This is a genomic window from Rhodococcus sp. SORGH_AS_0303, from assembly GCF_030819335.1.
Lineage (GTDB): Bacteria > Actinomycetota > Actinomycetes > Mycobacteriales > Mycobacteriaceae > Rhodococcoides.
On the sequence record NZ_JAUTBO010000001.1, the window covers coordinates 2,453,462 to 2,478,671 of the forward strand.

Genomic DNA, 25,210 nt, shown 5'->3' on the forward strand with positions numbered 1-25,210 from the left:
TCATCCCTTCACGTTGGTGATGGAGCGCTGAGCTGCGGCCACGACGGCCTCGGCCGTGAAGCCGTACTCGCGGAAGAGCGTCGCCGCGTCCGCGGACTCGCCGAAGTGCTCGAGCGAGATGATCTCGCCGAAGCCGCCGACGATCTTGTACCAGGGCATCGCGATGCCGGCCTCGATGGAGACACGGGCCTTCACGGTGGGCGGAAGGACCTGGTCGCGGTAGTTCTGGTCCTGGCTCTCGAACCACTCGACACACGGCATCGAGACGACGCGCGCCGCGATGTCCTGCGCCTCGAGAAGCTTCTGTGCCTCCACGGCGTACTGCACCTCGGAACCGGTCGCGACGATGATCACGTCGGGTGCGGCCTTGGACGACTCGACCAGGACGTACCCGCCCTTGGAGACACCCTCGTAGCTGGTGCCGTCGAGAATCGGGATGCCCTGACGGGTGAGCGCGAGGCCGACGGGTCCGCTGCTCGACGAGCGCGCGAGCACCGCGCGCCAGGCGTGGGCGGTCTCGTTCGCATCGCCGGGGCGCACGACCGAGAGGTTCGGGATCGCGCGCAGCGCCGCGAGGTGTTCGACCGGCTGGTGCGTCGGGCCGTCCTCGCCGAGACCGACGGAGTCGTGGGTCCAGACGTAGATGGGATCGATGTCCATGAGGGACGCGAGGCGCACCGCGGGACGCATGTAGTCACTGAACTGCATGAAGGTGCCGCCGTACGCACGCGTCGGTCCGTGCATGACGATGCCGGACAGGATCGCGCCCATCGCGTGCTCGCGGATACCGAAGTGCAGCGTGCGGCCGTAGGGCTCGGCGTCCCAGTCGTCGGTGGAGATCGACGTCGGGCCGAAGGACTTGGCGCCCTTCATGGTGGTGTTGTTGCTGCCGGCGAGGTCGGCGGAGCCGCCCCACAGCTCCGGCAGGACCGGGCCGACGGCACTGAGGACCTCACCGGACGCGGCGCGCGTCGCGATGGCCTTGCCGCCCGGCTCCCAGGTGGGGAGGACGTCGGTCCATCCGTCGGGCAGCGTGCCCTCGGTCAGACGGTCCAGCAGGCGGCGACGGTCGGGCTCGCGCTCGCTCCACGCGTCGAAGTCCTTGCTCCACGCCTCGTGCGCCGCGCGGCCACGCGCCTGCAGGCCGCGGGTGTGCTCGATGACCTCGTCGGTGACCTCGAACGTCTTCTCGGGATCGAAGCCGAGCGCCTTCTTAACGGCGGCGACCTCGTCGTCACCCAGAGCGGCACCGTGGACGGCACCGGTGTTCATCATCGTGGGGGCCGGGAAGCCGATGATGGTGCGCAGCACGATGATCGAGGGCTTGTCGGTGACGGCCTTGGCCGCCTCGACCGCCTCCTCGATGGCGGTGACGTTCTCGCCGCCCTCCACGACCTGCACGTGCCAGCCGTACGCCTCGTAGCGCTTGGCGGTGTCCTCGGACAGCGCGATGTCGGTGGAGTGCTCGATGGAGATCTTGTTGTCGTCGTAGAACAGGATCAGGTTGCCGAGCTGCTGCGTGCCGGCGAGTGAGGACGCCTCGGAGGTGATGCCCTCCTCGATGTCGCCGTCGGACGCGATGACGTAGACGTAGTGATCGAACGGGCTGTCGCCCCATGCGGGCTCGGGATCGAAGAGTCCACGCTCACGGCGCGACGCCATGGCCATGCCGACGGCCGAGGCCAGGCCCTGACCGAGCGGGCCGGTGGTGATCTCGACGCCCTTGGTGTGGCGGAACTCCGGGTGGCCGGGAGTCTTCGACTTGAACGTGCGCAGCGCCTCGAGATCGGCGAGCTCGAGGCCGAAGCCGCCCAGGTAGAGCTGGATGTACAGCGTGAGGCTCGAGTGACCGCACGAGAGCACGAAGCGATCGCGGCCGATCCACGTGGTGTCCGTGGGATCGTGGCGCATCGTGCGCTGGAAGAGCGAGTACGCCAGGGGAGCGAGGCTCATGGCGGTTCCGGGGTGGCCGTTGCCGACCTTCTGCACCGCGTCGGCAGCGAGAACACGCACAGTGTCCACCGCCCGTGTGTCCAGATCGGTCCAGTCGCTCGGATGGTGAGCGCTGGTGAGAACGGTGATGTCGTCTGTGATCGACACGGGTGGAGATCTCCTGACACTGTCGGGGTGGGGGTGGCCAGTAGTGCACGGACGCGGCGCACTCGTCGCCGCTCCGCGCGTGATGAGCCTAGTTCCCCGGCGGGTCGGTCGGGGATACCCGGTTCACGGTCGAGCCTAGTTCCGTCCGGGACGCCTCGCTGGTTCCGCGACGGGTGGTCCGCCGCCGATCCGTCACACGACGCCCGAACCATCCGACTACCCGCCGATTGGGGTGATGACACAGGCGGCGTCTACCATCGCTTGTAGTAGCACCATTCCGCTCGGTAACTGGGCCGGGTGGTGGAGCGGACGGTGCGAGAGGGAGATTCGAGTGGGTATGCGGCAGAGCCCGAGCGGACACGGGTTCACCGACAGTCCGACCCGGGACGTGTCGACCGCTCCCACGTCGAGACTCGGCCGGCTGACGGCCAAACCCGCCGCCTACATCGCGCTGACGAAACCGCGCGTGATCGAGCTCCTCCTGGTCGCGACCATCCCCACGATGCTCCTCGCGGACCGCGGCACGGTGAACCTCCCGCTGCTGTTCGCCACGCTGTTCGGCGGGTGGATGGGTGCCGCCAGCGCCAACACGCTGAACTGCGTCGTCGACGCGGACATCGACAAGGTCATGAAGCGCACCGCGCGGCGGCCCCTGGCCCGCGAGGCCGTGCCGACGTCGCACGCCTTCGTCTTCGGCGCGCTCCTCGGAGTCGGATCCTTCCTCTGGCTCTGGTGGGCGGCGAACCTCCTCAGTGGGATCCTGGTCGTCGCGACGATTCTGTTCTACGTCCTCGTCTACACGATGGTGCTCAAGCGCCGGACCTCGCAGAACGTGGTCTGGGGCGGTGCCGCGGGATGCATGCCCGCACTCGTCGGATGGTCCGCCGTGACCGGGACCGTCGGGTGGCAGGCGATCGTCCTGTTCCTCGTCATCTTCTTCTGGACTCCGCCCCACACGTGGGCCCTGGCCATGCGCTACAAGGACGACTACAAGGCGGCGGGTGTGCCCATGCTGCCCGTCGTCGCCACCGAACAGGTCGTCACCCGGCAGATCGTCCTCTACACCTGGGCCACGGTTGCGGCCACGGCTGCGTTGATCCCGGCGGCCGGTGTCGTCTACGCCGCGGTCGCCCTGGCGGCGGGTGCCTGGTTCCTCCTCATGGCGCACCAGCTCTACTCGGGCGTGCGACGCGGCGAGGCCGTGAAGCCGCTGCGCCTGTTCCTGCAGTCGAACAACTACCTCGCGGTCGTCTTCATCGGTCTCGCCGTCGACTCCGTGCTCGGGATGTCCACGGTCTCCGACTTCTTCTCCTGACACCCGCTCCGCGTCAGGGTTCCAGCACGATCGATCCCGCCGTCCGCCGGCTCTCCAGGTCGATGTGCGCCTGCCGGGCCTGCTCGAGCGGATAGCGATGCTCGACTCGGACCGTCAGGGTTCCGTCCGCCAGCGCGCGCACCACGTCTCCGCCGCGCCATTCCAGCTCTGCCCGGTCGCGGATGTGATGCGCGAGGGTGGGGCGGGTCAGGAACACCGAGCCGGCCTTGTTGAGGCGTTGCGGGTCCACCGGCGGTACCGGCCCGCTCGCGGCACCGAAGAGGGCCACTGTCCCGCGGATGCGCACGCTCTCGAGGCTCGCGTCGAACGTCGAGGCACCGACGCCGTCGTACACCGCCGCGACGCCGACACCGTCGGTGATGTCGCGCACGCGTGACGGGATGTCGTCGTCGTAGCGGAGAACGTGAGTCGCGCCTGCTTCGCGCGACAACGCCTCCTTCTCGTCGGTGGACACGGTGGTGATCACCGTCGCGCCCTTCGCCGTGACGAGCTGCGTGAGAATCAGCCCGACTCCGCCCGCGCCGGCATGCACCAGCACCACGTCGCCGGACCGCACGGGGTACGTCGACTCGATCAGATAGTGCGCCGTCATGCCCTGGAGCAGCACGGATGCCGCCTGAGGGGGATCCACACCCGCCGGCACCGCGATGGCAGAGGCGGCCGGGACCCGCACGAGTTCGGCGTAGCTCCCGGGCGCTGCGGCCCATGCGACGCGGTCGCCGACCGAGAACCCGGACACCTCCGAGCCCACCTGCTCGACGACGCCGGTGCCCTCGTCGCCCGGGACGTACGGCAGCTCCCGCGGGTAGGACCCGCTGCGGAAGTACGTGTCGATGTAGTTGATCCCGGAGGCCTGGACCCGGACCAGTAGATCGGCCGGGCCGGGTACCGGATCGGGGACGTCGGTCACGTCGAGGACGTCGGGTCCGCCGGTTCTGGTCACGAGTACAGCGCGCATGGGAAAAGTCTGCCACCGCGCCCGCGACAGCGGGGGCGGGACGGACCCACCGCTGAGTTACCGGCCAGTAGGGACGCGTGGGACGGACCGGGTATTCTCACGATCATGAGCACCGAGAGCATCGAGAACGCACCCAAGGGTGACTCCGGGCAGAGCACCGAGACGGCGGCCCCGCCGTCGAACCTGGTGTCCTCGATCGAGTCGTTCGTCGCAGCGCACGGCGGGTCCGCGACGGTGGTGTTGCAGCCGCTCGGCCGCGCCGGTGTCCGCATGACCCTGGTCGGTGCCGACGGGATCCTGGGGGACCGGGTCGCCGGCAATCTCCGCATCGCGCACGCGGTGGTGGACTCGCTCGACTCCGTGACCCTCGGTGACTGGGACCGCGAGCTGACGAGCATCGTCACCCCGCGCAAGGGTCACTTCGCGCAGATGGCGGGATGGGTGGCGCGTCAGTCGCGTTACCCGAAGGCGCGCAACGGTCTCTGACCGCGTCCGATCAGTCCGCGCGGGCCAGCCGCGGCGAGGTCACGTCGGTGTCCTCGGCTGCCGGCACGGTCTCCCGCTCCCGCAGAGACACCCAGAGAGCGGCCGTGGCGGCCGTGGCCGCGGCAGCACCGGCGACGTGGACGGCCACGAGGGCCGCAGGGACGTCGGTGAAGTACTGGACGATGCCGACGCACGCCTGGGCGACGACGATCGCGATGACCACCTGCAGACGCTTCTTGATGGCGGAGGCTCCGGACGGACTGACGGCGTAGACGGCGAACGTGAGCCCCACCAGCAGCGCCAGGTACCCCACCAGAAGTTCGGCGTGCAGGTGCACCAGCGTGACGATCTCCACCTCGAGCCGAGCCACGTCCGCGTCACCGGCATGCGGTCCCGCGCCGGTGACCATGGTGCCCGCCACCAGAACTCCGGCGAGAAGGGCCGCAGACAGCACGGTCAACCACCGCAGCGGCGCGGGCACGGCGGGTACCGATACGCCCTCGTCCTTCTCACCGATCTTGTGGAACAGCAACGTCGCGAGCCAGACCATCAGCATCGAGATCACGAGGTGCACCGCCACGGTCCACCACAGCAGCCCGGTGAGCACCGTGATGCCGCCGACGCCGGCCTGCAGCACCGTGCCCGCAGGCATGAGCCACGCGTAGACGACCACCTCGCGGCGGCGCCGTGCCCGTGTCACCGCCAGGACGATGGCAGCCGCGGTGAGGACCACGGCGAAGGTGAGCATGCGGTTGCCGAACTCGACCGCCTGGTGCAGGACGGGCACCTCGGACACGCCGACGGGCGTGAAGCTGCCGGGGAAACACTGCGGCCACGTGGGGCACCCGAGCCCGGAGCCCGTCACCCGGACCACGGCGCCCGTCACCGAGATACCGCCCTGCGTCAGGATCACGACGAACGCGATGATTCGCTGGACGCGAACGGAGGGGACCGGGAGGCGGTCGACCACGGAGAAGTACGCACGGGAGAGCACACGTCGATGGTAGACGGCATCTCCTACGCTGCGTAGTTGGCCTGCGGCCTCGGGTAGTCGGCCTGCGGCTTCGGGTGGTCGGACTGCGGCTTCGGTGTCAGGTGAACGAGAACTTGCGGGTCGCCCAGAAGCCGCAGATCGCCGCCCACACGACGAGGACCAGGATGCCGAACAGATCGGCTCGTCCCACGACGGCCTGCTCGAGCGTCTCCGCCATCGCGCCCGACGGGATCAGTCGCGCGATCATACGGACGCCGCCGGGAAGTGCCTCGTTCGCGAACACCACGCTGCCGATTCCGAGCATCACGAACCACGCGATGTTGGCGAGGGCGAGCACGATCTCGGCCCGCAGCGTGCCGCCGAGCAGGAGGCCCATCGTGGCGAAGGTGACGGTGCCCAGAGCGATGACCAGCGCGCCCAGCACGAGTCCGCCGGGAGTCGGACGCCACCCGAGGGCGAGGCCGATGGCGCCGAGCAGTACCGACTGCAGCACGACCACGAGGAGCACGGCGATCGACTTCCCGGCGATCGCGCCCCACTTCGGCAGAGCGGTGGCGCCGAGTCTCTTGAGAGCGCCGTAGCGCCGGTCGAAGCCGACGGCGATGGCCTGGCCGGTGAACGCGGTCGACATCACCGCGACGGTCATCACGGCGGGTACGACGGTGCCGACGCGCTCGGTGCCGAAGTCGCCGAACGGCAGCAGCGTGAGGCCGATGAGCAACGTCACCGGGATGAACATCGTCAGCAGCAGCTGCTCACCGTTGCGCAAGAGCAGGAGTAGTTCGAGGCGGCTCTGCGCCAGCAGCATGCGGCGGCGCGGTGCGGGCCGGGGATCCGGTGTGAACGTCCCCGGTGCGAATCGGTCGGACGCACGTTCGGACCGTGATGTCACGCTCACCCTCTCAGTTCCCGCCCCGTGAGGTCGAGGAAGACGTCCTCGAGGCTGCGCTGCTCCACACGGAGATCGGTGGCCAGCACGTTCAGTCGAGCACACCACGAGGTCACCGTCGCGAGCACCTGGGGGTCGATGGTCCCCTCGAGCAGATACGAGCCCGGCGAACTCTCGACCGGATCGAACCCCTCGGGCAGCACCATCTGCAGCAACGACAGGTCGAGGCCGGAGGGTGCGGAGAATCGCAACTGGCCCTCGGCGCCCCGACGGGTGAGCTCGGTGGGCGTCCCCGAGGCGACGACCTGGCCGTGGTCGATGATCACCAGGTCGTCCGCGAGGTGCTCGGCCTCGTCCATGAGGTGGGTGGTCAGCAGGATGCTCACGCCGTCGCGCCGCAGCGCCTCGACGAGGTCCCACACGAGGAGCCGGGCCTGTGCGTCGAGCCCGGCGGTCGGCTCGTCGAGGAACACGAGCTCGGGGCGGCCGACCAGCGCACAGGCCAGCGAGAGGCGTTGTTGCTGACCGCCGGAGAGTCGTCGGTACGGCGTGCGGACGGCATCGGTGAGCCCCAACTGTCCGAGGAGCCACTTGGGATCGAGCGGGTCGGCCGAGTACGCGGCGACGAGGTCGAGCATCTCGCCCGCACGCGAGCCGGGGTAGGCGCCGCCGCCCTGCAGCATCACCCCGATCCGCGGCTTGAGACGGTCGGAGTCGACGATGGGATCGAGCCCCAGGACGCGGACCTCACCGGAGTCGGGCGTGTGGAAGCCCTCGCACATCTCGACGGTGGTGGTCTTGCCGGCCCCGTTGGGACCGAGGAGTGCGAGCACCCGGCCGCGCTGCAGCTCGATGTCGAGTCCGTCGACGGCCGCGACGTCACCGAAGTGCTTGACCACACCGCGGAGCGACACCGCCGGAGAGTCCGTCGGCGTCCCGGCATCGGACGCCGTGGGCGGAGGGACAGGTCGGGCGGTCACGATGATCCAGCGTAGGCGTCCGACGGACGGTCCGGCGCCGCCGCCCCGTCGCGTGCCCGCCAGGGCAGCAGTCGCCTCGTCGAGGCGTACAGCACGGCGATCGTCAGGACTGTCGCCACCGCCGCCTGGACGATGACGAAGGGCTGGACCTCACCGCCGGTCGGCATGACGATCAGCGAGACGAACGCGGAGAAGACGATCACCGGCACCCGGAACGCCGGTCGGGTGGCCCAGGCGGCCAGCGGGGTGACGGCCCACAGCAGGTACCAGGGCTGGACCACGGGGAAGAGCAGCACGAGTGCCCCGAGCGACACGCCGAGGGCTCCGATGGGGTGGAGCCGACCCAGCAGGACCGACACCAGCATCCGCACGATGATCAGCGCGGCCACCAGGGAGGCGATCGGGCGGGTGAGGGACAGCACGGCAGTGGTGTGGTCGCCGATGCCGAGGAGGACGCCGGCGCCTCCCGTGGCGAGGCCGAGCAGTGTGGGCAACGACATCCAGCTGCGCACGGCGTTGGCCGTGCCCAGGGTGTCCAGCCAGCCGAATCCGAGCCCGCTCGCGGCGCTGACGCCCAGGATCACGGCGACGGTCACCGCGCCGAGCAGGGCGGCGGCGGCGGCGACGTCGCGGGGCCGACCACCCCATCGACGGGCCAGGGCCATGCCCACGAATCCGAGCGCGAGCACCGACGGGATCTTGATCGTCGCGGACAGGGCGATGACCGCCGCGCCGGCGAGCAGCAGCACGCCGGTACGGCCCCGCAGTGGTGCCGCGGACTCGACCGCACGGAACGAGAGTTCGAGCCCCGCGAGCATCAGGCCCAGCATTGCGGCCTCGTTGTGGATCCCGGCGACGAGGTGGAAGAGCAGGAGCGGATTGGCGGCACCGAGCCACAGCGCCGCCACGCTGGACACTCCGCACCGGGCGGCGAGGCGGGGGAGAGCCCACACGATGAGCGCGACGCCGATCAGCGCGACGATGCGATGCAGGAAGATCCCGGCGACGATGTCGTCACCGGTGAGCGCGGTGATGCCCCGACCGATCCACAGGAAGAACGGTCCGTAGGGCGCCGGGGTGTCGCGCCAGATGGTCGGCACGGTCCTGGTGAGCACATGGTCGACGCCGAGTGCCGCCTGCGGACCGATGGCGTACGGATCGAGTCCGCGGGCCGTGATCTCGCTCTGCGCCAGGTACGAGTAGACGTCCTTGCTGAACATCGGTGGCGCGACGCACAGCGGCACGATCCACAGCGCGAGCGTGCGGTCCAGCTGGGAGCGAGACATCCGGCGCGGCGACGAGTGCGCGCCGAAAGATCCCACGGCGAGGCGGCCGAGGAGCAGCCATGCGAGCACCACGACGGCGGTGCCGATCATCGTGATGGTGAGTGCGGCGGGGAGCGCGCGAGCGAAGAGCCCGAGCACGCGGACACCCTGCACCGGGTTCTGGAGAACCGGTTGTGCGCCGGCGCCCAGTGCACCGAGGGCCATCATCGCGGCGCCGATGGCACCGAAGCGGCGGATCCGTGTGAGATCGCGCACCTCGGCGGCGTTCAGTTCGGGGCGCTCGGGCTCGTTGTCGTGCAGAAACGCGACGCGGTCGCTGCGCGGAAACCCCTCGATCCCCAGCACCCGACGCGTCGCTCGACGGGCCGTCGCCCGCATCCGCGCGGCGGTACCGGAGCGGCTCGGCTCCGTCGCACCCGCCGTGACCACGTCGTCGGTGCCGCCCGCGAGGGACGCCGAGGCGTCGGTCGGTGTCACCGGCGCGGAGGGCACGGAGTCGTCGGCAGGTGCGGGCACAGAACGGAGCGTATCGACACCGGCGCCGATCACGAACGTCGCCGCGGCATCGGCCCTGCTACCCAGGGTGCCCTTGCTGGAACCTCTCCGGTAATTCGGTCACACTGGTGTTGTGAAAACGACTACCGAACGTTCCGGCGAGCGCGTCAGCGCCCGCGCCGACGTCGCGTCGGTCACTGTCACTCCGGCTTCGGGATCTGGTTCAGCAACGTCGGGCTCGGCAACGTCGGGCTCGGCAACGTCGGAGGGTCGCACGCGGTCGTCCGTCGTGACGCTCCTGCTCGAGGAGGGTCCGATCAGCGCCACCCAGGTCGGGTCCCGTCTGGGCATCAGCGCCGCCGGCGTGCGGCGCCACCTCGATGCTCTCATCGACGCGGGCGACGCGCGCGTCACGATGACCTCGCGTCCCGGTGCACGTACCCGCGGTCGCCCCGCGAAGCTGTTCTCCCTGACCGCGCACGGACGCTCTCGACTCGGCCACTCGTACGACGATCTCGCGGGTGCGGCCATGCGGCACCTACGGGAGATCGGCGGCGACGACGCGGTGCGCACGTTCGCCCGCCGACGCATCCAGTCCATCGTGGGCGACGTCGAGCCTGCCGACACGTCCTCGCAGCAGTCCGTCTCCGAGACGGCCGACGCCATCGCCGAGGCGCTGACCGAGTCCGGCTTCGCCGCCTCCACCCGCCCGGTCGGCAACGGGGTGCAGATCTGCCAGCACCACTGCCCGGTCTCGCACGTCGCGGCCGAGTTCCCCGAGCTGTGCACCGCCGAGCGCGAGGCGTTCGCCGATCTGCTCGGAACGCACGTGCAGCGCCTCGCCACCATCGCCAACGGCGACTGCGCGTGCACCACCCATGTGCCCCTTCGCACACTCTCGACTCCCGAATCAGGCAATACCGACGACGATGTCGGCGTTGCACCGAGTGATGCTGCCGACAGCGGCACGGTCCACCACGACCGCACAGCTCTCGATTCGGCCCGTACCAACCAGCTCCAGCCCGAACAGCCCGCTCGATCGTCTCCGGAAGGAGCCCGCATGACCGTCACACCAGACCAGGTGACCCCCACGGTGCCCGCGACACTCACGCAGGACGAGACCATCGCGTCTCTCGGGACCTACGGATACGGCTGGTCCGACTCCGACGTCGCCGGTGCGAGCGCCAAGCGCGGCATCAGCGACGCCGTCGTCCGCGACATCTCCGACAAGAAGAGCGAGCCCGAGTGGATGCTCGAGGCACGCCTCAAGGCGCTGCGCACGTTCGAGCGCAAGCCCATGCCGAACTGGGGCTCGAACCTCGACGGCATCGACTTCGACAACATCAAGTACTTCGTGCGGTCCAGCGAGAAGCAGGCCGCCACGTGGGACGATCTGCCCGCCGACATCAAGAACACGTACGACCGCCTCGGCATCCCAGAGGCGGAGAAGCAGCGCCTCGTGTCGGGTGTCGCCGCTCAGTACGAGTCCGAGGTCGTCTACCACTCGATCCGCGAGGATCTCGAGGAGCAGGGCGTCATCTTCCTGGACACCGACTCGGGTCTGCGTGAGCACCCGGAGCTGTTCCAGGAGTACTTCGGCTCGGTGATCCCGGCCGGCGACAACAAGTTCTCCGCGCTGAACACCGCGGTGTGGTCCGGTGGGTCCTTCATCTACGTGCCGCCGGGCGTCCACGTCGACATCCCGCTGCAGGCCTACTTCCGCATCAACACCGAGAACATGGGTCAGTTCGAGCGCACGCTCATCATCGTCGACGAGGGTGCGTACGTGCACTACGTCGAGGGCTGCACCGCCCCGATCTACAAGTCCGACTCGCTGCACTCGGCGGTCGTCGAGATCATCGTGAAGAAGGGTGGTCGGTGCCGCTACACCACCATCCAGAACTGGTCGAACAACGTCTACAACCTCGTCACCAAGCGCGCGAAGGCCGAGGCCGGCGCGACGATGGAGTGGATCGACGGCAACATCGGCTCGAAGGTCACGATGAAGTACCCGGCCGTGTGGATGACCGGTGAGCACGCCAAGGGCGAGGTTCTGTCGGTAGCGTTCGCCGGCGAGGGCCAGCACCAGGACACCGGCTCGAAGATGCTTCACCTCGCGCCGAACACGTCGTCCAACATCGTGAGCAAGTCCGTCGCTCGCGGCGGCGGCCGGGCGTCGTACCGCGGCCTGATCCAGATCAACAAGGGCGCGCACGGGTCGAAGTCGACCGTCAAGTGCGACGCACTCCTGGTCGATCAGATCAGCCGCAGCGACACCTACCCGTACGTCGACATCCGCGAGGACGACGTGACGATGGGCCACGAGGCCACCGTCTCCAAGGTCAGCGACGATCAGCTGTTCTACCTGATGAGCCGCGGCATGACCGAGGACGAGGCGATGGCCATGGTGGTGCGCGGCTTCGTCGAGCCGATCGCGAAGGAACTCCCGATGGAGTACGCCCTCGAGCTCAACCGTCTGATCGAGCTGCAGATGGAGGGATCGGTCGGATGACCCTGCCCCACACCGACACCGGGGTGAAGGCTGCCGTCACCGGCGAGAACCCCGCCACCGAGAACAAGCGCGCGATCGTCGCGAACAAGGGCGCGCAGTTCTCGTCCTACGACGTCGCCGCGTTCGAGGTGCCGTCCGGCCGCGACGAGATCTGGCGCTTCACACCGCTGCGGCGCCTGCGCGGTCTCCACGACGGCACCGCCGTGGCCACGGGCTCCGCGACCGTGACGGTCACCGACGCGCCCGAGTCCGTGCGCGTCGAGACCGTCGGTCGTGACGACGCGCGGCTCGGCACCGCGGGTGCGCCGGCCGATCGGGTCGCCGCCCAGGCGTACTCGTCCTTCGACTCGGCCACCGTCGTCACGGTGGCCTCCGAGGCAGAGCTCGCGGATCCGCTGATCGTGACGGTCGACGGTCCGGGAGCGGACGTCGTCGCCTACGGCCACGTCCAGATCCGCGTCGAGGCGTTCGCCAAGGCGACCGTCGTGCTCGAGCAGCGCGGCAGCGGAACCTACGCCGAGAACGTCGAGTTCGTCGTCGCGGACAGCGCACACCTCACGGTCGTCGCGCTGCAGGAGTGGGACGACGACGCGGTGCACGTCGCGTCGCATCACGCGAAGGTGGGCCGCGACAGCGTCCTGCGTTACGTGTCGGTCAGCCTCGGCGGCGACCTGGTGCGCCTGACCCCGACGGTGAACTTCACCGGTCCGGGTGGCGACGCCGAGCTCCTGGGCCTGTACTTCGCGGACGACGGTCAGCATCTCGAGCAGCGCCTGCTGGTCAACCACACCGCGCCGCACTGCAAGTCCAACGTGGTCTACAAGGGCGCCCTGCAGGGCGACCCGGCGTCGAAGAAGCCCGACACCCACACCGTGTGGGTCGGCGACGTCGTCATCGGTGCGAAGGCGGAGGGCACGGACACGTTCGAGCTCAACCGCAACCTGATTCTCACCGACGGCGCGCGCGCGGACTCCGTCCCGAACCTCGAGATCGAGACCGGCGAGATCGTCGGGGCCGGTCACGCGAGTGCCACGGGTCGCTTCGACGACGAGCAGCTGTTCTACCTCCGTGCTCGCGGCATCCCGGAGGACCAGGCACGCAAGCTCGTCGTGCGCGGCTTCTTCCACGACATCATCGCGAAGATCCCGGTCGTGTCCATCCGTGAGCGTCTCTCCGACGCGGTTGAGGCGGAACTCGCCATCACCGGCGTCTGACCCCTCGCGCGACCACCTTCTCCCGATTCACAGACAGGCAAGGAACATCATGTCCACTCTCGAAATCCGCGATCTGCACGTCGACGTCGCGAACACCGACGACGCCGCGCAGCCGATCGAGATCCTGAAGGGCGTCGATCTGACGGTCTCGTCGGGCGAGACGCACGCCATCATGGGCCCCAACGGCTCGGGCAAGTCGACGCTCTCCTACGCGATCGCCGGCCATCCCAAGTACCGCGTCACCTCGGGCACCATCCTGCTCGACGGTGAGGACGTGCAGGAGATGTCCGTGGACGAGCGTGCTCGCGCCGGCCTGTTCCTCGCGATGCAGTACCCCGTCGAGGTTCCCGGTGTCTCCATGTCCAACTTCCTCCGCACCGCTGCCACCGCCGTGCGCGGCGAGGCCCCGAAGCTGCGGCACTGGGTGAAGGAGGCCAAGGAGGCGATGACCGAGCTCGACATCGATCCGGCCTTCGCCGAGCGCAGCGTCAACGAAGGCTTCTCCGGCGGCGAGAAGAAGCGCCACGAGATCCTGCAGCTGGGTCTGCTCAAGCCGAAGATCGCCATCCTCGACGAGACCGACTCGGGCCTCGACGTCGACGCCCTGCGGGTCGTGTCGGAGGGTGTCAACCGCTACAAGGAGCGGGAGAACGGCGGCATTCTCCTGATCACGCACTACACCCGCATCCTGCGCTACATCACGCCCGATCACGTGCACGTGTTCTCCGCGGGCCGCATCGTCGAGTCCGGTGGACCCGAGCTGGCCGACGAGCTCGAGGCGAACGGATACGAGCGCTTCACGAAGACCACCGCGGGCGCATGACGGCCGTCGCGTCGGTCGGCACCCTGGACGTCGCGAGGCTTCGGGAGGACTTCCCGATCCTCGGTCGTACCGTGCGAGACGACAAGCCTCTCGTGTACCTCGACTCCGGCGCGACGTCTCAACGTCCGGTGCAGGTGCTCGATGCCGAGCGGCACTTCCTCACCACCTGCAACGCCGCCGTGCACCGCGGGGCCCACCAGCTGGCCGAGGAGGCCACGGACGCCTACGAGGGTGCCCGCGCGGGCATTGCCGCCTTCGTGGGTGCCCGCGCGGACGAGATCGTGTTCACCAAGAACGCCACCGAGTCGCTCAACCTGGTCACGCACGTCCTCGGCGACGACCGCTTCGCGCGGTCGCTGCGTCCCGGTGACGAGATCGTCATCACCGAGCTCGAACACCACGCGAATCTCGTTCCATGGCAGGAGCTCTCACGCCGCACCGGTGCGACGCTCCGGTGGTACGGGGTCACCGACGACGGCCGGATCGATCTCGACTCGCTCGAGCTCACCGACCGCACGCGCGTGGTCGCGTTCACCCACCAGTCCAACGTGACGGGCGCGGTGGCTCCCACCGAGGAACTCGTCCGTCGTGCACGGGCGGTCGACGCACTGGTCGTCCTCGACGCCTGCCAGTCGGTGCCGCACATGCCGGTGGACGTCTCCGCGCTCGACGTCGACTTCGCGGCGTTCTCCGGGCACAAGATGCTCGGACCGTCCGGGGTCGGTGTCCTGTACGGCAAGTCGGCGCTCCTGGCCGAGATGCCTCCCTTCATCACCGGCGGGTCGATGATCGAGACCGTGACGATGGAGCAGACCACCTACGCACCGCCCCCGCAGCGGTTCGAGGCCGGTGTGCCCATGACGTCGCAGGTCGTCGGTCTGGGTGCCGCCGTGGAGTACCTGAACGCGCTGGGGATGGACGCCGTCGCCGCGCACGAACAGACGCTCACTGCTGCCGCACTGTCGGAGCTCGCCACCATCGACGGGCTCCGCATCATCGGGCCCACGGACACGCAGGATCGCGGGGGAGCCGTGTCGTTCGTCGTCGACGGCATCCATGCGCACGATCTGGGGCAGATCCTCGACGACGAGGGCGTCGCCATCCGCGTCGGGCATCACTGCGCGTGGCCGCTGCACCGTCGTTTCGGCGTGGCCGCGACGGCCCGTGCCTCGTTCGCCGTCTACAACACGGTGGAGGAAGTGCACGCGCTGCGCGACGCGATCCGCACGGCACAGACGTTCTTCGGCGTCGGCGGTGCCGCGTGAGAATGGAACAGATGTACCAGGAAGTGATCCTCGATCACTACAAGCACCCGCACGGTCGTGGGCTCCGCGAGCCGTTCGGCGCCGAGGTGCACCACGTCAACCCCACGTGCGGTGACGAGGTCACGTTGCGCGTGAACGTCGCCGACGGTGTCGTAGCCGACGTGTCCTACGACGGGCAGGGGTGCTCCATCAGTCAGGCGGCCACCTCGGTCCTGACCGACCAGGTCGTCGGACTCTCCGTCGAGGACGCGCTTCTCACGGTGGACGCCTTCTCGGCGATGGTCGGCAGCCGCGGCACCGTCGAGGGTGACGAGGACGTCATCGGCGACGGCATCGCCTTCGCGGGTGTGGCGAAGTACCCGGCACGCGTGAAGTGCGCGCTGCTCGGATGGATGGCATTCAAGGACGCCGTTGTTCGTACTGTGGAGACGCAGGACGAGCACGCGAACAGTGGAGGACGATCATGACCGATACCGACAACGGCGCAGTGGCGCCCGATTCCGTCATCGAAGACCTCGAGGAGGCCATGCGTGACGTCGTCGACCCCGAGCTCGGCATCAACGTCGTCGACCTCGGACTGGTCTACGGAATCACCATCGACGACGAGGCCGTGGTCACCCTCGACATGACGCTGACGTCCGCGGCGTGCCCGTTGACCGACGTCATCGAGGACCAGAGCCGCACCGCCCTGGTGCGCAGTGGTCTGGCCGAGGACCTCAAGATCAACTGGGTCTGGATGCCGCCGTGGGGACCGGACAAGATCACCGACGACGGCCGCGAGCAGCTGCGCGCGCTCGGCTTCACCGTCTAGAGCCGGCTCACCCGATCTCACGCGAGAAGATGCGGTACGTCCTGCTCGGGTCCACCGGGTAGGACGAACGCACCGAGTGGAACCAGCCCCCGTCCGCCAGCACGGGGGCTGCTTCCACGGAGGCGTACCCGCCGTCGTGGATGCGCTGGAACAGTTCGAAGATCAGCAGTGCCGAGGTGCCCTTGTCGGGGCAGCTCGGGTCCACGAACATCATGTCGAGCCGCACGTGCGTGCGATGTCTGCGTCCGCCGGGCCCCCGCCACCGCGCGATCGTGTGGAGATCGCGCACGATGCCGAACCGTGAGCGCACCGCTCCGAGGGCTGCCTTGTTCACGTCCGGGATCCCCATGACGAAGCCGACGACCTCGCCGTCGAGTTCGGCGAACAGCACGATCTCGGGATCGAGGATCGGACGCATGGTCGCCACGAGCGCATCGAGTTCGTCGGGTTCCACGGGCGTGAATCCCCAGAACGACGCGAATGCGGTGTTGTAGAGCACGCGCAGCTTGGCCACGTCCTCGTCGAACGTCGCCGGATTCATCGGCCGGACGACGACGGACGACCGCGCCTTCCACCTCTGGCCCATCGCGTACTTGCGTGCGAACGGCGGCGACTGGACGAGCGTGTGCGGGTCGTCGTGATAGAAGCTGTGGAACTCCTTGATGCTGGTCATACCCCACGACTCGAGGAGATCGGCGTAATACGGGGGATTGTGGGGCATCCCGACCAGCGGCGGAATGTCGTTGCCGTGCACCAGCACTCCCGCGCTCCACAACAATGACGGGCTCATCGGACCCACCACGGTGCTCAGCGACCGCCCCCGAGCCCAGGCGGCCACGGCGTCGAGCAGAGCGTGCGCGGCCTCCCTGTCGTCGAGGCACTCGAAGTAGCCGAAGTACGCGGTCTGCTCCTCGTAGTGCGAGATGAAGACCAGGTCGGCGATGGCCGCGATCCGCCCCACGAGCCGCCGACCGCGATACGCGAGGAACGCCTGACTCGTCATCCGGCTCCGCGTCTTCTCCGACGGCCGACGCAGCATCGAGTCCACGTCCGCGATGTCGCCGGGGATCCAGTTCGGGTCGTTCCGATAGACCGCGAACGGGACTTTCGCGAAGGCCGTCCAGTCGCGACGGGTGCGTACCGCCGTGATGGTCACGGCCGCGGTCGTGACCGGCCGACCGACCGTGCGTGAGGTCATGAGAGGGCCTCCTCGAGATCGTTCTGCATCGTGCTCCGGGTCGTCGGTGCCGGCCGCACGACGGACCGGGCGAGCACCGACTCACCGGCCCACACGTACTGCCCCGGCCGTACCAGGACGTCGCCGTCGAGCAGAGCGTCGGGAAGGAACACGTCGCACTGTGACCCGAAGCGGATCAGGCCGTACTGCTCGCCGCGAGCGAGATTCTCACCGACCTCGACGTGGGCGACGATCCGGTCCACCCACAGATCGGCGATCTGCGTGACGAAGACGGTGGGACCGTCGGCGTGCCGGACACCGATGGTGAGCCGCTCGTTGGTCAGGAGGTACTCGCACCCCTCGTCGTAGGGCGTGCGGTGCAGGAACAGGTTCGCCGTCATGCGAGCCATCGACCTGTTGAACGGCGCCGCGCCGCGGTGTTCACGCACCACCACCGCCCCCTCGATCGGTGCGCGATTGCGGTGGACCGAGTGCTCGGTCATGTAGGTGCCGACGAGCCACCCGCTGGCGTCGGAGTCGATCCCGGCGTACTCGGACAGCCGGATGGTGCGCCGCTTCTTCACGGCGACCGGCATCTGGCCCGACTCGACACGCTTGACGTAGGTGATGTACCCGTCGGCCGCCGACACGATGGACGACGGGTCCGGGGGCACCGACCGCTCCGGATCACGGAGGAAGGCGGCGCTGCGCCAGTACGAGTACCCGCCTACGAGCGCAGCGAGAGCCACGGTTCCAGCGGTGGTGGCTGCTCTGGTCACGACGGCTCCACCGCCGTCTCCTTACCGTGGTCGATGCGCTCGACCAGTGCGATGAACGCGTCGTAGAGATGGGTGCGCAGCACGGCGTCGATCGCGACGGCGAGCACTCCGAGGGTCGCGCAGGCGACGTAGTAGACGAGCCCGAGGGTGAAGTTCACGAAATCGCCGAGGAACACCCGGACCCGGTACCTCGCGCCGGTTTCCAGGAACATCGGTTGCGGCGGGACGCGACTCATCGTGCACGACCGAGGACGTCGCGGGTCTGTGCGCTTCTGCTCACGCGGTGACCAGTCGGGGTCGGCGCGCCGTCGCGTCGCGGAACTGGATGACCGACAGGTACAGCGCGAAGAGCGCATCGTGATCCCACGAGGATCCGTCGAAGGACGACGGCATGAGCGACGGTGCGTTGGAACGGCGGATGAGGTCGTTGACGTCGGACCCGAGCAGGGACGCCGTCTTCTCCGCCGGGATCTTGCTGTCGACGATCGCTTTGAACTCCGCCCACGGCACGAGGTCCAGGCCGAGAGCCGATGCCAGGACGGCGTTGCTGTAGGGCACCGGATTGGACGGCACGAGGTGGGGGAGCGTGCCGTCGCCGAGAGCGTTGTCCGCCAGCACGCGCGCGAGCACGTCGACGGGCGCGTAGTTCATGCCCGGACCGTCCCACATCGCACCGACACTGTTCGCCAGCTCGATCGCGCGCCAGAAGCTGTAGACGCGACCCGGGTCCTTGCCGACGGTGGTGCTGCCGAGCACGTACGGCGACTCGACCAGGGTGACGGAGGCGACGCCGTCCCGTGCGAGCCATCCGAGGAGCTGACCGTTGATCCACTTCATCTGACAGTAGCCCGAGTACCACCAGGAATCGGGACGCAGGAAGTCCTCCGGGCTGGTGTAGATGAAGGCGCCGATCGACCCCATGTAGGTGAGGTGCTTGCGACGGTCCTCCAGGGTGAACTGGACGACGCGCAGCAGGGAGACGAACCAGTCCTGTCGCAACTCGAGGTAGCTGGAGTCGTAGTCGGTGGAACTGGCCGAGTTGAACACCTGGTCGACGGTGCCGCGGAGCCGCAGGTAGGTGTCCTCGTCCAGACCGAAGTTCGTCCGGGTCGGAACCGCCTCGATGACGACGATCTTCGCGAGATCGATCCCGGTGATCGAGTACTGGGCGACGGTCTCCTCGAAACGCTCGGCGGCGGAGGAGTCGCCGGCGGATCGGACACCGGCGTAGACCGTCGTGATTCCGGGGCGCAGAGACAGTTCCGCGACGAGATGCGCTCCGACGAAGCCGTTGGCACCGAACACCAGCGCGATCTCGTCGGCGGGCGGCGCCATGGAGCGCACCTGCTCGGCGGTGCTCGGATCGACGATCGGTCGCAGCAGCTCGTGGTCGCCGGCGGACAGCGCCGCGACGTCCGCATACTTTCGCGAGAACAACAGCGACGGCGCGTCGCCCGTCAGAGCGACGACCGGACTGACCAGGTGCCCGTCGTTGGCGACAGTGCTGAACGTGTACTCGTCGAACATGTGATCTCCCCCGATGGATGCGGCGCCCGTCGCCGGTGTGACCGGGACGACTCGCTGTGTCTCTCCAGAGAGAGTAAAAGCATCCTTGGGGTGATCAACCACGTTTGGCGTTGTGAGACATACGGTTCCGTGGGCACTTGATTGTGAGGCCCGTGCGGACGCGCACGCCGTGGTCGTGAGACCTCACGCCCCCTTGCGCTGCTGGTCCTCGTCGCCCGACGACGTGCCGCTCCCGGCCTTCTTCGCCGCCGCCTTCTTCGCAGCCGTCTTCTTGGCGGGCGCTTTCTTCGCCGCCGCCCTCTTGGCCGGTGCCTTCTTCGCGGCTGCCTTCTTCGCCGGAGCCTTCGCCGCGGACTCTTCGTTCCCCGACTCGTCCTTCGTCGATGCCGAGTCGGTGTCGCCGCGACGACCACGGCCGGACCGGCCCGCCGCCTCGACGCTGCGTTGGAGTGCCGCGACCAGGTCGACGACCTCGGCGTCCTCTCCCGAGTCGGTGTCCTCCGGTTCGGCGTGCACCACCTTCTCGCCGCCGTTCTCGATCATCTCGTCGAGGACCTTGCGGAGTTCGATCTGGTAGTCGTCGGTGTACTCGGACGGGTCGAAGTCGCCCGACATGCTCTCGACGAGTGCCCCCGCCATCTTCAGTTCGTTGGGGCGGGGCGCGGTGACGTCGTCGAGCGAGGAGAACTCGGCGGCCCGCACCTCGTCGGGCCACAGCAGCGTCTGGATCATCAGCACGTCGTCGTGCACGCGGAGGGCCGCGAGGCGCGTCTTCTGTCGCAGCGTGAAGTGCACCAGTGCGGTGCGATCGGTCGTGGACAAGGTCTCCCGGAGGAGCACGTACGCCTTCGGGGACGTCGAGTCCGGCTCCAGGTAGTAGCTCTTGTCGAACAGGATCGGATCGATCTGGTCGGTCGGCACGAACTCGAGAACCGGGATCTCGTGCTTCTCGGCGGCGGGCAGCGACGAGAAGTCCTGATCGGTCAGGATCACCCGGTCGCCGTCGGGGGTCTCGTAGGCCTTGTCGATGTCGGCGAACTGCACCGACTCACCGCACACGGAGCACTTCCGGTCGTACTTGATGCGACCGCCGTCCTTGCCGTGGACCTGATGGAACTTGATGTCGTGGTCCTCGGTGGCCGTGTACACCTTGACCGGGACGTTCACCAGGCCGAAGGCGATGGAGCCTTTCCAGATCGATCGCATGTGTCCAATCTTGGGGCACGCCCGGTCACATTTCCACCACCCGTCACGAACGCGTCCCCACCGCTGCGGAGAACATCGCCCGACGGACCGCTCCGAGGATCACGCGGCGGTCGGACGAACCGATCCGCGAGAACAGCGTCAGCATCGCCCGGGACATGCCGGCGACGTCGTCGTCCGACGACAGATAGGCGCGTTGCAGCGTCGACGGCATCTCGAAGAATCGGTCGAAGAACGGCGCGAGGGCATCGGGCGGGAAGGACAGCAGAGCGTCCGCGCCCACCGACCGCAGCCGTGTGACCGCCCGCGATCCCGCCGAGTCGACGCCGCCGCCGTCCAGCACGGCCGACGCGATGACGTCCGCTCGGCGCAGGGAGGCAGCGACGCTGTACCCGGTGGCGGTGTGCAGAGCCGGACTCCGCGTCCCGGTGGTGACGACCCCGCGCGTCGGACGGGTCGGCGGACGCATTGCGAAGCGCACCCGCTCGACGGGCTCGTCGCCGCGCAGAGTCACACCCCGCGCAGCCAGTCGTGCGAGCAGCCGACGCGCGAGCTCGGGTGAGGTGAGGCCGGGCCGGCCGACCAGGCAGGTTTCCTCGAGCAACACCGCGCCGCCGCCCAGCGGCACGACGTACAGGAAGGACGGCACTGCGTCCGCGTCCGCACCGTTGTCCCGCCGCCAGTCCATGATCACCGCGGACTCGCCGCCGCAGGCACGTGCAGCAGTCTCCTCGTCGACCACGACCCCGTGGGCCGTCTGCTCGGGGACGCCGGGTCCGACCGCCGAGCCGCGGGCGTCGATCACCGTGCCGCCGGACAGGGAGGTGCCGTTCCGCAGGGTCACCGACGTGGGCGTGACCTCCGCCGCGGACTCCGCGACCACCGACACTCCGTCGAGCGTGAGGTCGTCCTGCAGTCGTCCGGTGTCGAGCACCGAGTACCCCCGGTCCACCACGTGTCGGCGTGTGCCGACCACGACGGGGGAGCAGGACGTGGACGCGCGCGTCGACTCCGGCACCCAGTCCGGAATCTCGTCGGTCCACATCCCGTAGGTGTTGATCCATCGACGATCCGGACGGGGGTCGACGAGAGTCACCGTTGCCCCCGCGGCCGCGCAGCGATGTGCCGCCGCGCGGCCGGACGGGCCGGCGCCGACGACGAGGACGTCGGTCAGAACGTTCCCGTCGCCAGCAGTCCGCCGTCGACGCGCACCGTCTCGCCGGTGATCCACGACGCGGCGTCGGACACGAGGAACCCGACGAGCGAGGCCACGTCCTCGGGCGTTCCCAGCCGCTTCATCGGGTAGCCGGCGGCCGCCGCCTCCTCGCCATTGGCGACGAGTGCCTCGGCGAACTTGGTCTTGACGACGCCCGGGGCCACCGCGTTCACACGGATCGAGGGTCCGAGCTGCCACGCGAGCTCCTCGGTCAGCCGGATGAGCGCCGCCTTGGACGAGCCGTACGCGGCGATGACTCCGGTGGATCGGATTCCCGCCACGCTGGCGAGGTTCACGACCGAGCCGCCGTGCTCGCCCATCCACGCTCGGTGCGCCTCCTGGATGAAGCCGAGCGTCGCGACGACGTTGACTTCGAAGATCTTGCGGACGCCGGCCAGATCGGCCTCCATCAGCGATCCGTACACCGGATTGATGCCGGTGTTGTTGATCAGAATGTCGAGTGAGCCGAGCTCGGCGACCGTGCGGTCGACCGTCTCGCGGCGGGACTCCTCGTCCCCGGCGTTGCCGGCGATGGCGAGCACGGTGGCCCCCGGTACCGCGGCGCGCAACTCCTCGGCGGTGGCGTCGAGCTGCTCCTTCTTGCGGGCGGTCACCGTCACGGCGGCGCCGCGAGCGAGGAGGTCGGCCGCGATGGCCCGACCGATTCCGCGGCTCGCGCCGGTGACCACGGCGACACGCCCCTGCAGATCCTGTTCCTTCTCCATGCGTCGAACGTTAGCGGAGTCACGTCTGCGTGGACCGTGGGAGCCCGCGGAGGCGTTAAAATGAGGGATTGCTGCGCAGTCGACTTCGCGCTGCGCCCGGTCTGCCACCGGACAACTACGACGATCGAGGAGTTCGCACCGTGATCACCGCCACCGACCTGGAGGTTCGTGCCGGCGTGCGTACTCTTCTGTCCGCTCCCGGGCCCGCCCTGCGCGTGCAGGCCGGCGACCGCATCGGCCTCGTGGGCCGCAACGGCGCCGGAAAGACCACCACTCTTCGCATTCTGGCAGGAGAGGGCGAGCCCTACGCCGGCTCGGTCACCCGCACCGGGGACATCGGTTACCTGCCGCAGGACCCCAAGGAGGGCGACCTCGACCTGCTGGCCAAGGACCGCGTCCTGTCCGCCCGCGGACTCGACACCTTGCTGCACGACATGGAGAAGCAACAGGCGCTCATGGCCGAGGTGGCCGACGAGGATCGCCTCGACAAGGCCGTCCGCCGATACGGCGAGCTCGAGGAGCGTTTCGCCTCGCTCGGCGGCTACGTGGCCGAGAGCGAAGCGGCGCGCATCTGCAACAGCCTCGGACTTCCCGACCGTGTCCTGGCGCAGCCTCTGCGCACTCTCTCCGGCGGTCAGCGCCGCCGCGTCGAGCTGGCACGCATCCTGTTCGCGGCGTCCGACGGCAGTGGTGGTCGCTCGGCCACCACGCTGCTGCTCGACGAGCCCACCAACCACCTCGACGCCGATTCCATCACCTGGCTCCGCGGCTTCCTGCAGAGCCACGAGGGTGGGCTCATCGTCATCAGTCACGACGTGGAGCTGCTGAACGACGTCGTGAACCGCGTGTGGTTCCTCGATGCCGTCCGCGGCGAGCCGGACGTCTACAACATGAACTGGAAGAAGTACCTCGACGCGCGCTCGACGGACGAGCAGCGTCGTCGCCGCGAGCGTGCCAACGCGGAGAAGAAGGCCGGCGCTCTGCGCGCGCAGGCCGCCAAGATGGGTGCGAAGGCCACCAAGGCCGTGGCCGCCCAGAACATGGCCAAGCGTGCCGACAAGCTGATGGCGAACCTCGACGAGGAACGCGTGTCCGACCGGGTGGCACACATTCGCTTCCCCGAGCCCGCACCGTGCGGCAAGACGCCGCTCATGGCGTCGAACCTCACCAAGATGTACGGGTCCCTGGAGATCTTCGCGGGTGTGGATCTGGCCATCGACCGCAGTTCCCGCGTCGTGGTGCTCGGCCTCAACGGCGCCGGCAAGACGACGCTGCTCCGCATCCTCGCCGGCACGGAGAAGAGCGACTCGGGCCAGATCGAGCCCGGTCACGGTCTACGCATTGGCTACTTCGCCCAGGAACACGACACGCTCGACGACATGGCGTCGGTCTGGGAGAACGTGCGGCACGCGGCACCGGACACCCCGGAGCAGGAGCTGCGGTCGCTGCTCGGCGCGTTCATGTTCACCGGCCCGCAGCTCGAGCAGCCGGCCGGCACTCTCTCCGGCGGTGAGAAGACGCGACTCGCGCTCGCCGGCCTGGTCTCGTCGGCGGCCAACGTGCTGCTGCTCGACGAGCCGACCAACAACCTCGACCCGATCTCGCGTGAGCAGGTCCTCGAGGCGCTGCGGAGCTACAAGGGCGCCGTCGTGCTGGTGACGCACGATCCGGGTGCGGCCGAGGCACTGTCTCCCGAACGAGTGATCCTCCTGCCGGACGGCAACGAGGACCACTGGTCGCAGGACTACCTCGACCTGATCACGCTCGCCTGAGTCGGCTCACGGCCGATCGCGACGGACCGACTCCTCGACCAGATCGAGGACGGCCGACAGGTTCTCGGTGCCCTGGCCCGACGCGATGCGGGTCACGAGACCGTCCATGACGAGGTCGAGGTATCCCAGCAGTACCGCGGTGGGCACGTCGTCCCGCAGTCGGCCCGCAGACTTCTGACGCTCGAGACGTGACAGGACGGCGTCCTGCAGCTCGACCGAGCGCTCCGACCACCCGGCCCGGAACTCGGCGTCGGTCTTGAGCCGTCGGGCGATCTCCAGACGTGTACCGAGCCAGTCGAACTGGTCGGGAGCGGCCAGCATGTCCCGCATCACCTGGACGAGCCCCTGCTCGGCGGCGACGTCGGCCATGCGGCGCGCGTCGTCGCGGGCGAGCGCGAGGAACAGCCCGTCCTTGTCCTTGAAGTGGTGGAAGATCGCTCCTCGCGAGAGCGAGGTGGCCTCCTCGAGTCGCCGCACCGTGGCGCCCTCGTAACCGTATTCGGCGAAACAGCGGCGCGCGCCGTCGAGGATCTGACTTCGGCGCGCCGCGAGATGGTCGTCACTGACCTTCGGCACTCGGTGCTCCTGTCGTGTGCTGGGGACATCGTGCTGATCGCAGAACGCGCACGACCGAACCGGCGATACACGCGGTATCGCGGCGC

Annotated in this window: 23 protein-coding genes; 9 read left to right on the top strand and 14 right to left on the bottom strand. The window is 68.8% G+C overall.

What is annotated here, in order from left to right; translation table 11 throughout:
• Positions 1 to 2,100 carry a transketolase gene (gene tkt / locus QE449_RS11625; RefSeq protein WP_027505287.1) on the bottom strand — a complete coding sequence of 700 codons (2,100 nt, stop codon included), beginning with the start codon at positions 2,098 to 2,100 and terminating at the stop codon, positions 1 to 3.
• Positions 2,101 to 2,437: 337 nt separating this feature from the next.
• Here tkt and QE449_RS11630 point away from each other — a divergent pair, with 337 nt between their 5' ends.
• Positions 2,438 to 3,415 (top strand): heme o synthase, encoded by a 978-nt coding sequence (locus QE449_RS11630; RefSeq protein ID WP_056444679.1) that lies wholly within the window; start codon positions 2,438 to 2,440, stop codon positions 3,413 to 3,415.
• A gap of 13 nt (positions 3,416 to 3,428) precedes the next feature.
• Here QE449_RS11630 and QE449_RS11635 read toward each other — a convergent pair whose 3' ends face one another.
• Positions 3,429 to 4,394: a quinone oxidoreductase gene (locus QE449_RS11635; protein WP_027505289.1), complete on the bottom strand. Its 966-nt coding sequence runs from the start codon at positions 4,392 to 4,394 to the stop codon at positions 3,429 to 3,431.
• A 105-nt stretch (positions 4,395 to 4,499) separates the two neighbouring features.
• Between QE449_RS11635 and QE449_RS11640 the strand changes: the two genes are divergently transcribed.
• Positions 4,500 to 4,880 (top strand): hypothetical protein, encoded by a 381-nt coding sequence (locus tag QE449_RS11640; RefSeq protein ID WP_307108847.1) that lies wholly within the window; start codon positions 4,500 to 4,502, stop codon positions 4,878 to 4,880.
• Positions 4,881 to 4,890: 10 nt separating this feature from the next.
• Here the strand turns inward: QE449_RS11640 and QE449_RS11645 are convergent, their stop codons facing one another.
• The 4 genes from QE449_RS11645 to mptB all read right to left on the bottom strand — a co-directional run bounded on the left by QE449_RS11645 (position 4,891) and on the right by mptB (position 9,407).
• Positions 4,891 to 5,874, bottom strand: a complete 984-nt coding sequence (locus tag QE449_RS11645) for a heme A synthase (protein WP_222631066.1) — start codon at positions 5,872 to 5,874, stop codon at positions 4,891 to 4,893.
• A gap of 97 nt (positions 5,875 to 5,971) precedes the next feature.
• Positions 5,972 to 6,772: an ABC transporter permease gene (locus QE449_RS11650; protein WP_027505292.1), complete on the bottom strand. Its 801-nt coding sequence runs from the start codon at positions 6,770 to 6,772 to the stop codon at positions 5,972 to 5,974.
• On the bottom strand, positions 6,769 to 7,743 hold the full coding sequence (locus QE449_RS11655; RefSeq protein WP_051613224.1) for an ABC transporter ATP-binding protein: 975 nt from the start codon (positions 7,741 to 7,743) through the stop codon (positions 6,769 to 6,771). The genes QE449_RS11650 and QE449_RS11655 overlap by 4 nt, the downstream gene beginning before the upstream one ends.
• Positions 7,740 to 9,407, bottom strand: coding sequence for a polyprenol phosphomannose-dependent alpha 1,6 mannosyltransferase MptB (mptB, locus tag QE449_RS11660; protein WP_307109712.1), 1,668 nt, complete (start codon positions 9,405 to 9,407; stop codon positions 7,740 to 7,742). The genes QE449_RS11655 and mptB overlap by 4 nt, the downstream gene beginning before the upstream one ends.
• 1,177 nt (positions 9,408 to 10,584) lie before the next feature.
• Here mptB and sufB point away from each other — a divergent pair.
• Genes sufB through QE449_RS11690 form a run of 6 tightly spaced genes read left to right on the top strand, consistent with a single transcriptional unit; the run spans position 10,585 to position 16,149 of the window.
• Complete coding sequence (gene sufB / locus QE449_RS11665; RefSeq protein ID WP_027505295.1) at positions 10,585 to 12,036, top strand: Fe-S cluster assembly protein SufB; 1,452 nt, start codon at positions 10,585 to 10,587, stop codon at positions 12,034 to 12,036.
• Positions 12,033 to 13,250: a Fe-S cluster assembly protein SufD gene (sufD, locus tag QE449_RS11670; RefSeq protein ID WP_307108848.1), complete on the top strand. Its 1,218-nt coding sequence runs from the start codon at positions 12,033 to 12,035 to the stop codon at positions 13,248 to 13,250. The genes sufB and sufD overlap by 4 nt, the downstream gene beginning before the upstream one ends.
• A gap of 49 nt (positions 13,251 to 13,299) precedes the next feature.
• Positions 13,300 to 14,073, top strand: a complete 774-nt coding sequence (gene sufC / locus QE449_RS11675; protein WP_027505297.1) for a Fe-S cluster assembly ATPase SufC — start codon at positions 13,300 to 13,302, stop codon at positions 14,071 to 14,073.
• Positions 14,070 to 15,338 carry a cysteine desulfurase gene (locus QE449_RS11680; RefSeq protein WP_222645240.1) on the top strand — a complete coding sequence of 423 codons (1,269 nt, stop codon included), beginning with the start codon at positions 14,070 to 14,072 and terminating at the stop codon, positions 15,336 to 15,338. The genes sufC and QE449_RS11680 overlap by 4 nt, the downstream gene beginning before the upstream one ends.
• The gene (gene sufU / locus QE449_RS11685) at positions 15,335 to 15,805 is read left to right on the top strand and encodes a Fe-S cluster assembly sulfur transfer protein SufU (RefSeq protein WP_027505299.1); all 471 of its coding nucleotides are present in this window, start codon (positions 15,335 to 15,337) and stop codon (positions 15,803 to 15,805) included. Before QE449_RS11680 ends, sufU begins: the two co-directional genes overlap by 4 nt.
• Entirely contained in the window at positions 15,802 to 16,149 is a 348-nt protein-coding gene (locus tag QE449_RS11690) for a metal-sulfur cluster assembly factor (protein WP_027505300.1), read from the top strand. Before sufU ends, QE449_RS11690 begins: the two co-directional genes overlap by 4 nt.
• 7 nt (positions 16,150 to 16,156) lie before the next feature.
• On the opposite strand, the gene QE449_RS11695 is transcribed toward QE449_RS11690, so the two are convergent.
• From QE449_RS11695 to QE449_RS11725, 7 genes are all read right to left on the bottom strand, one after another.
• Complete coding sequence (locus tag QE449_RS11695; protein WP_307108849.1) at positions 16,157 to 17,347, bottom strand: GNAT family N-acetyltransferase; 1,191 nt, start codon at positions 17,345 to 17,347, stop codon at positions 16,157 to 16,159.
• Positions 17,344 to 18,105, bottom strand: coding sequence for a phosphatidylserine decarboxylase (locus QE449_RS11700; protein WP_307108850.1), 762 nt, complete (start codon positions 18,103 to 18,105; stop codon positions 17,344 to 17,346). The genes QE449_RS11695 and QE449_RS11700 overlap by 4 nt, the downstream gene beginning before the upstream one ends.
• A complete protein-coding gene (locus tag QE449_RS11705) occupies positions 18,102 to 18,317 on the bottom strand; it encodes a hypothetical protein (RefSeq protein ID WP_056444659.1) in 216 nt (71 codons plus the stop codon). The genes QE449_RS11700 and QE449_RS11705 overlap by 4 nt, the downstream gene beginning before the upstream one ends.
• Before the next feature lie 64 nt (positions 18,318 to 18,381).
• On the bottom strand, positions 18,382 to 19,632 hold the full coding sequence (locus QE449_RS11710; protein ID WP_261769385.1) for an SDR family oxidoreductase: 1,251 nt from the start codon (positions 19,630 to 19,632) through the stop codon (positions 18,382 to 18,384).
• Positions 19,633 to 19,815: 183 nt separating this feature from the next.
• On the bottom strand, positions 19,816 to 20,838 hold the full coding sequence (locus QE449_RS11715) for a Ku protein (RefSeq protein WP_307108851.1): 1,023 nt from the start codon (positions 20,836 to 20,838) through the stop codon (positions 19,816 to 19,818).
• A gap of 43 nt (positions 20,839 to 20,881) precedes the next feature.
• The gene (locus QE449_RS11720; RefSeq protein WP_307108852.1) at positions 20,882 to 22,066 is read right to left on the bottom strand and encodes a lycopene cyclase family protein; all 1,185 of its coding nucleotides are present in this window, start codon (positions 22,064 to 22,066) and stop codon (positions 20,882 to 20,884) included.
• Positions 22,006 to 22,776 (bottom strand): SDR family oxidoreductase, encoded by a 771-nt coding sequence (locus QE449_RS11725; RefSeq protein WP_027505304.1) that lies wholly within the window; start codon positions 22,774 to 22,776, stop codon positions 22,006 to 22,008. The genes QE449_RS11720 and QE449_RS11725 overlap by 61 nt, the downstream gene beginning before the upstream one ends.
• A 140-nt stretch (positions 22,777 to 22,916) precedes the next feature.
• Here QE449_RS11725 and QE449_RS11730 point away from each other — a divergent pair, with 140 nt between their 5' ends.
• Positions 22,917 to 24,548 carry an ABC-F family ATP-binding cassette domain-containing protein gene (locus QE449_RS11730; protein WP_307109713.1) on the top strand — a complete coding sequence of 544 codons (1,632 nt, stop codon included), beginning with the start codon at positions 22,917 to 22,919 and terminating at the stop codon, positions 24,546 to 24,548.
• 6 nt (positions 24,549 to 24,554) lie between these two features.
• On the opposite strand, the gene QE449_RS11735 is transcribed toward QE449_RS11730, so the two are convergent.
• Positions 24,555 to 25,124, bottom strand: coding sequence for a TetR/AcrR family transcriptional regulator (locus QE449_RS11735; protein WP_027505306.1), 570 nt, complete (start codon positions 25,122 to 25,124; stop codon positions 24,555 to 24,557).
• Positions 25,125 to 25,210 lie beyond the last annotated feature (86 nt).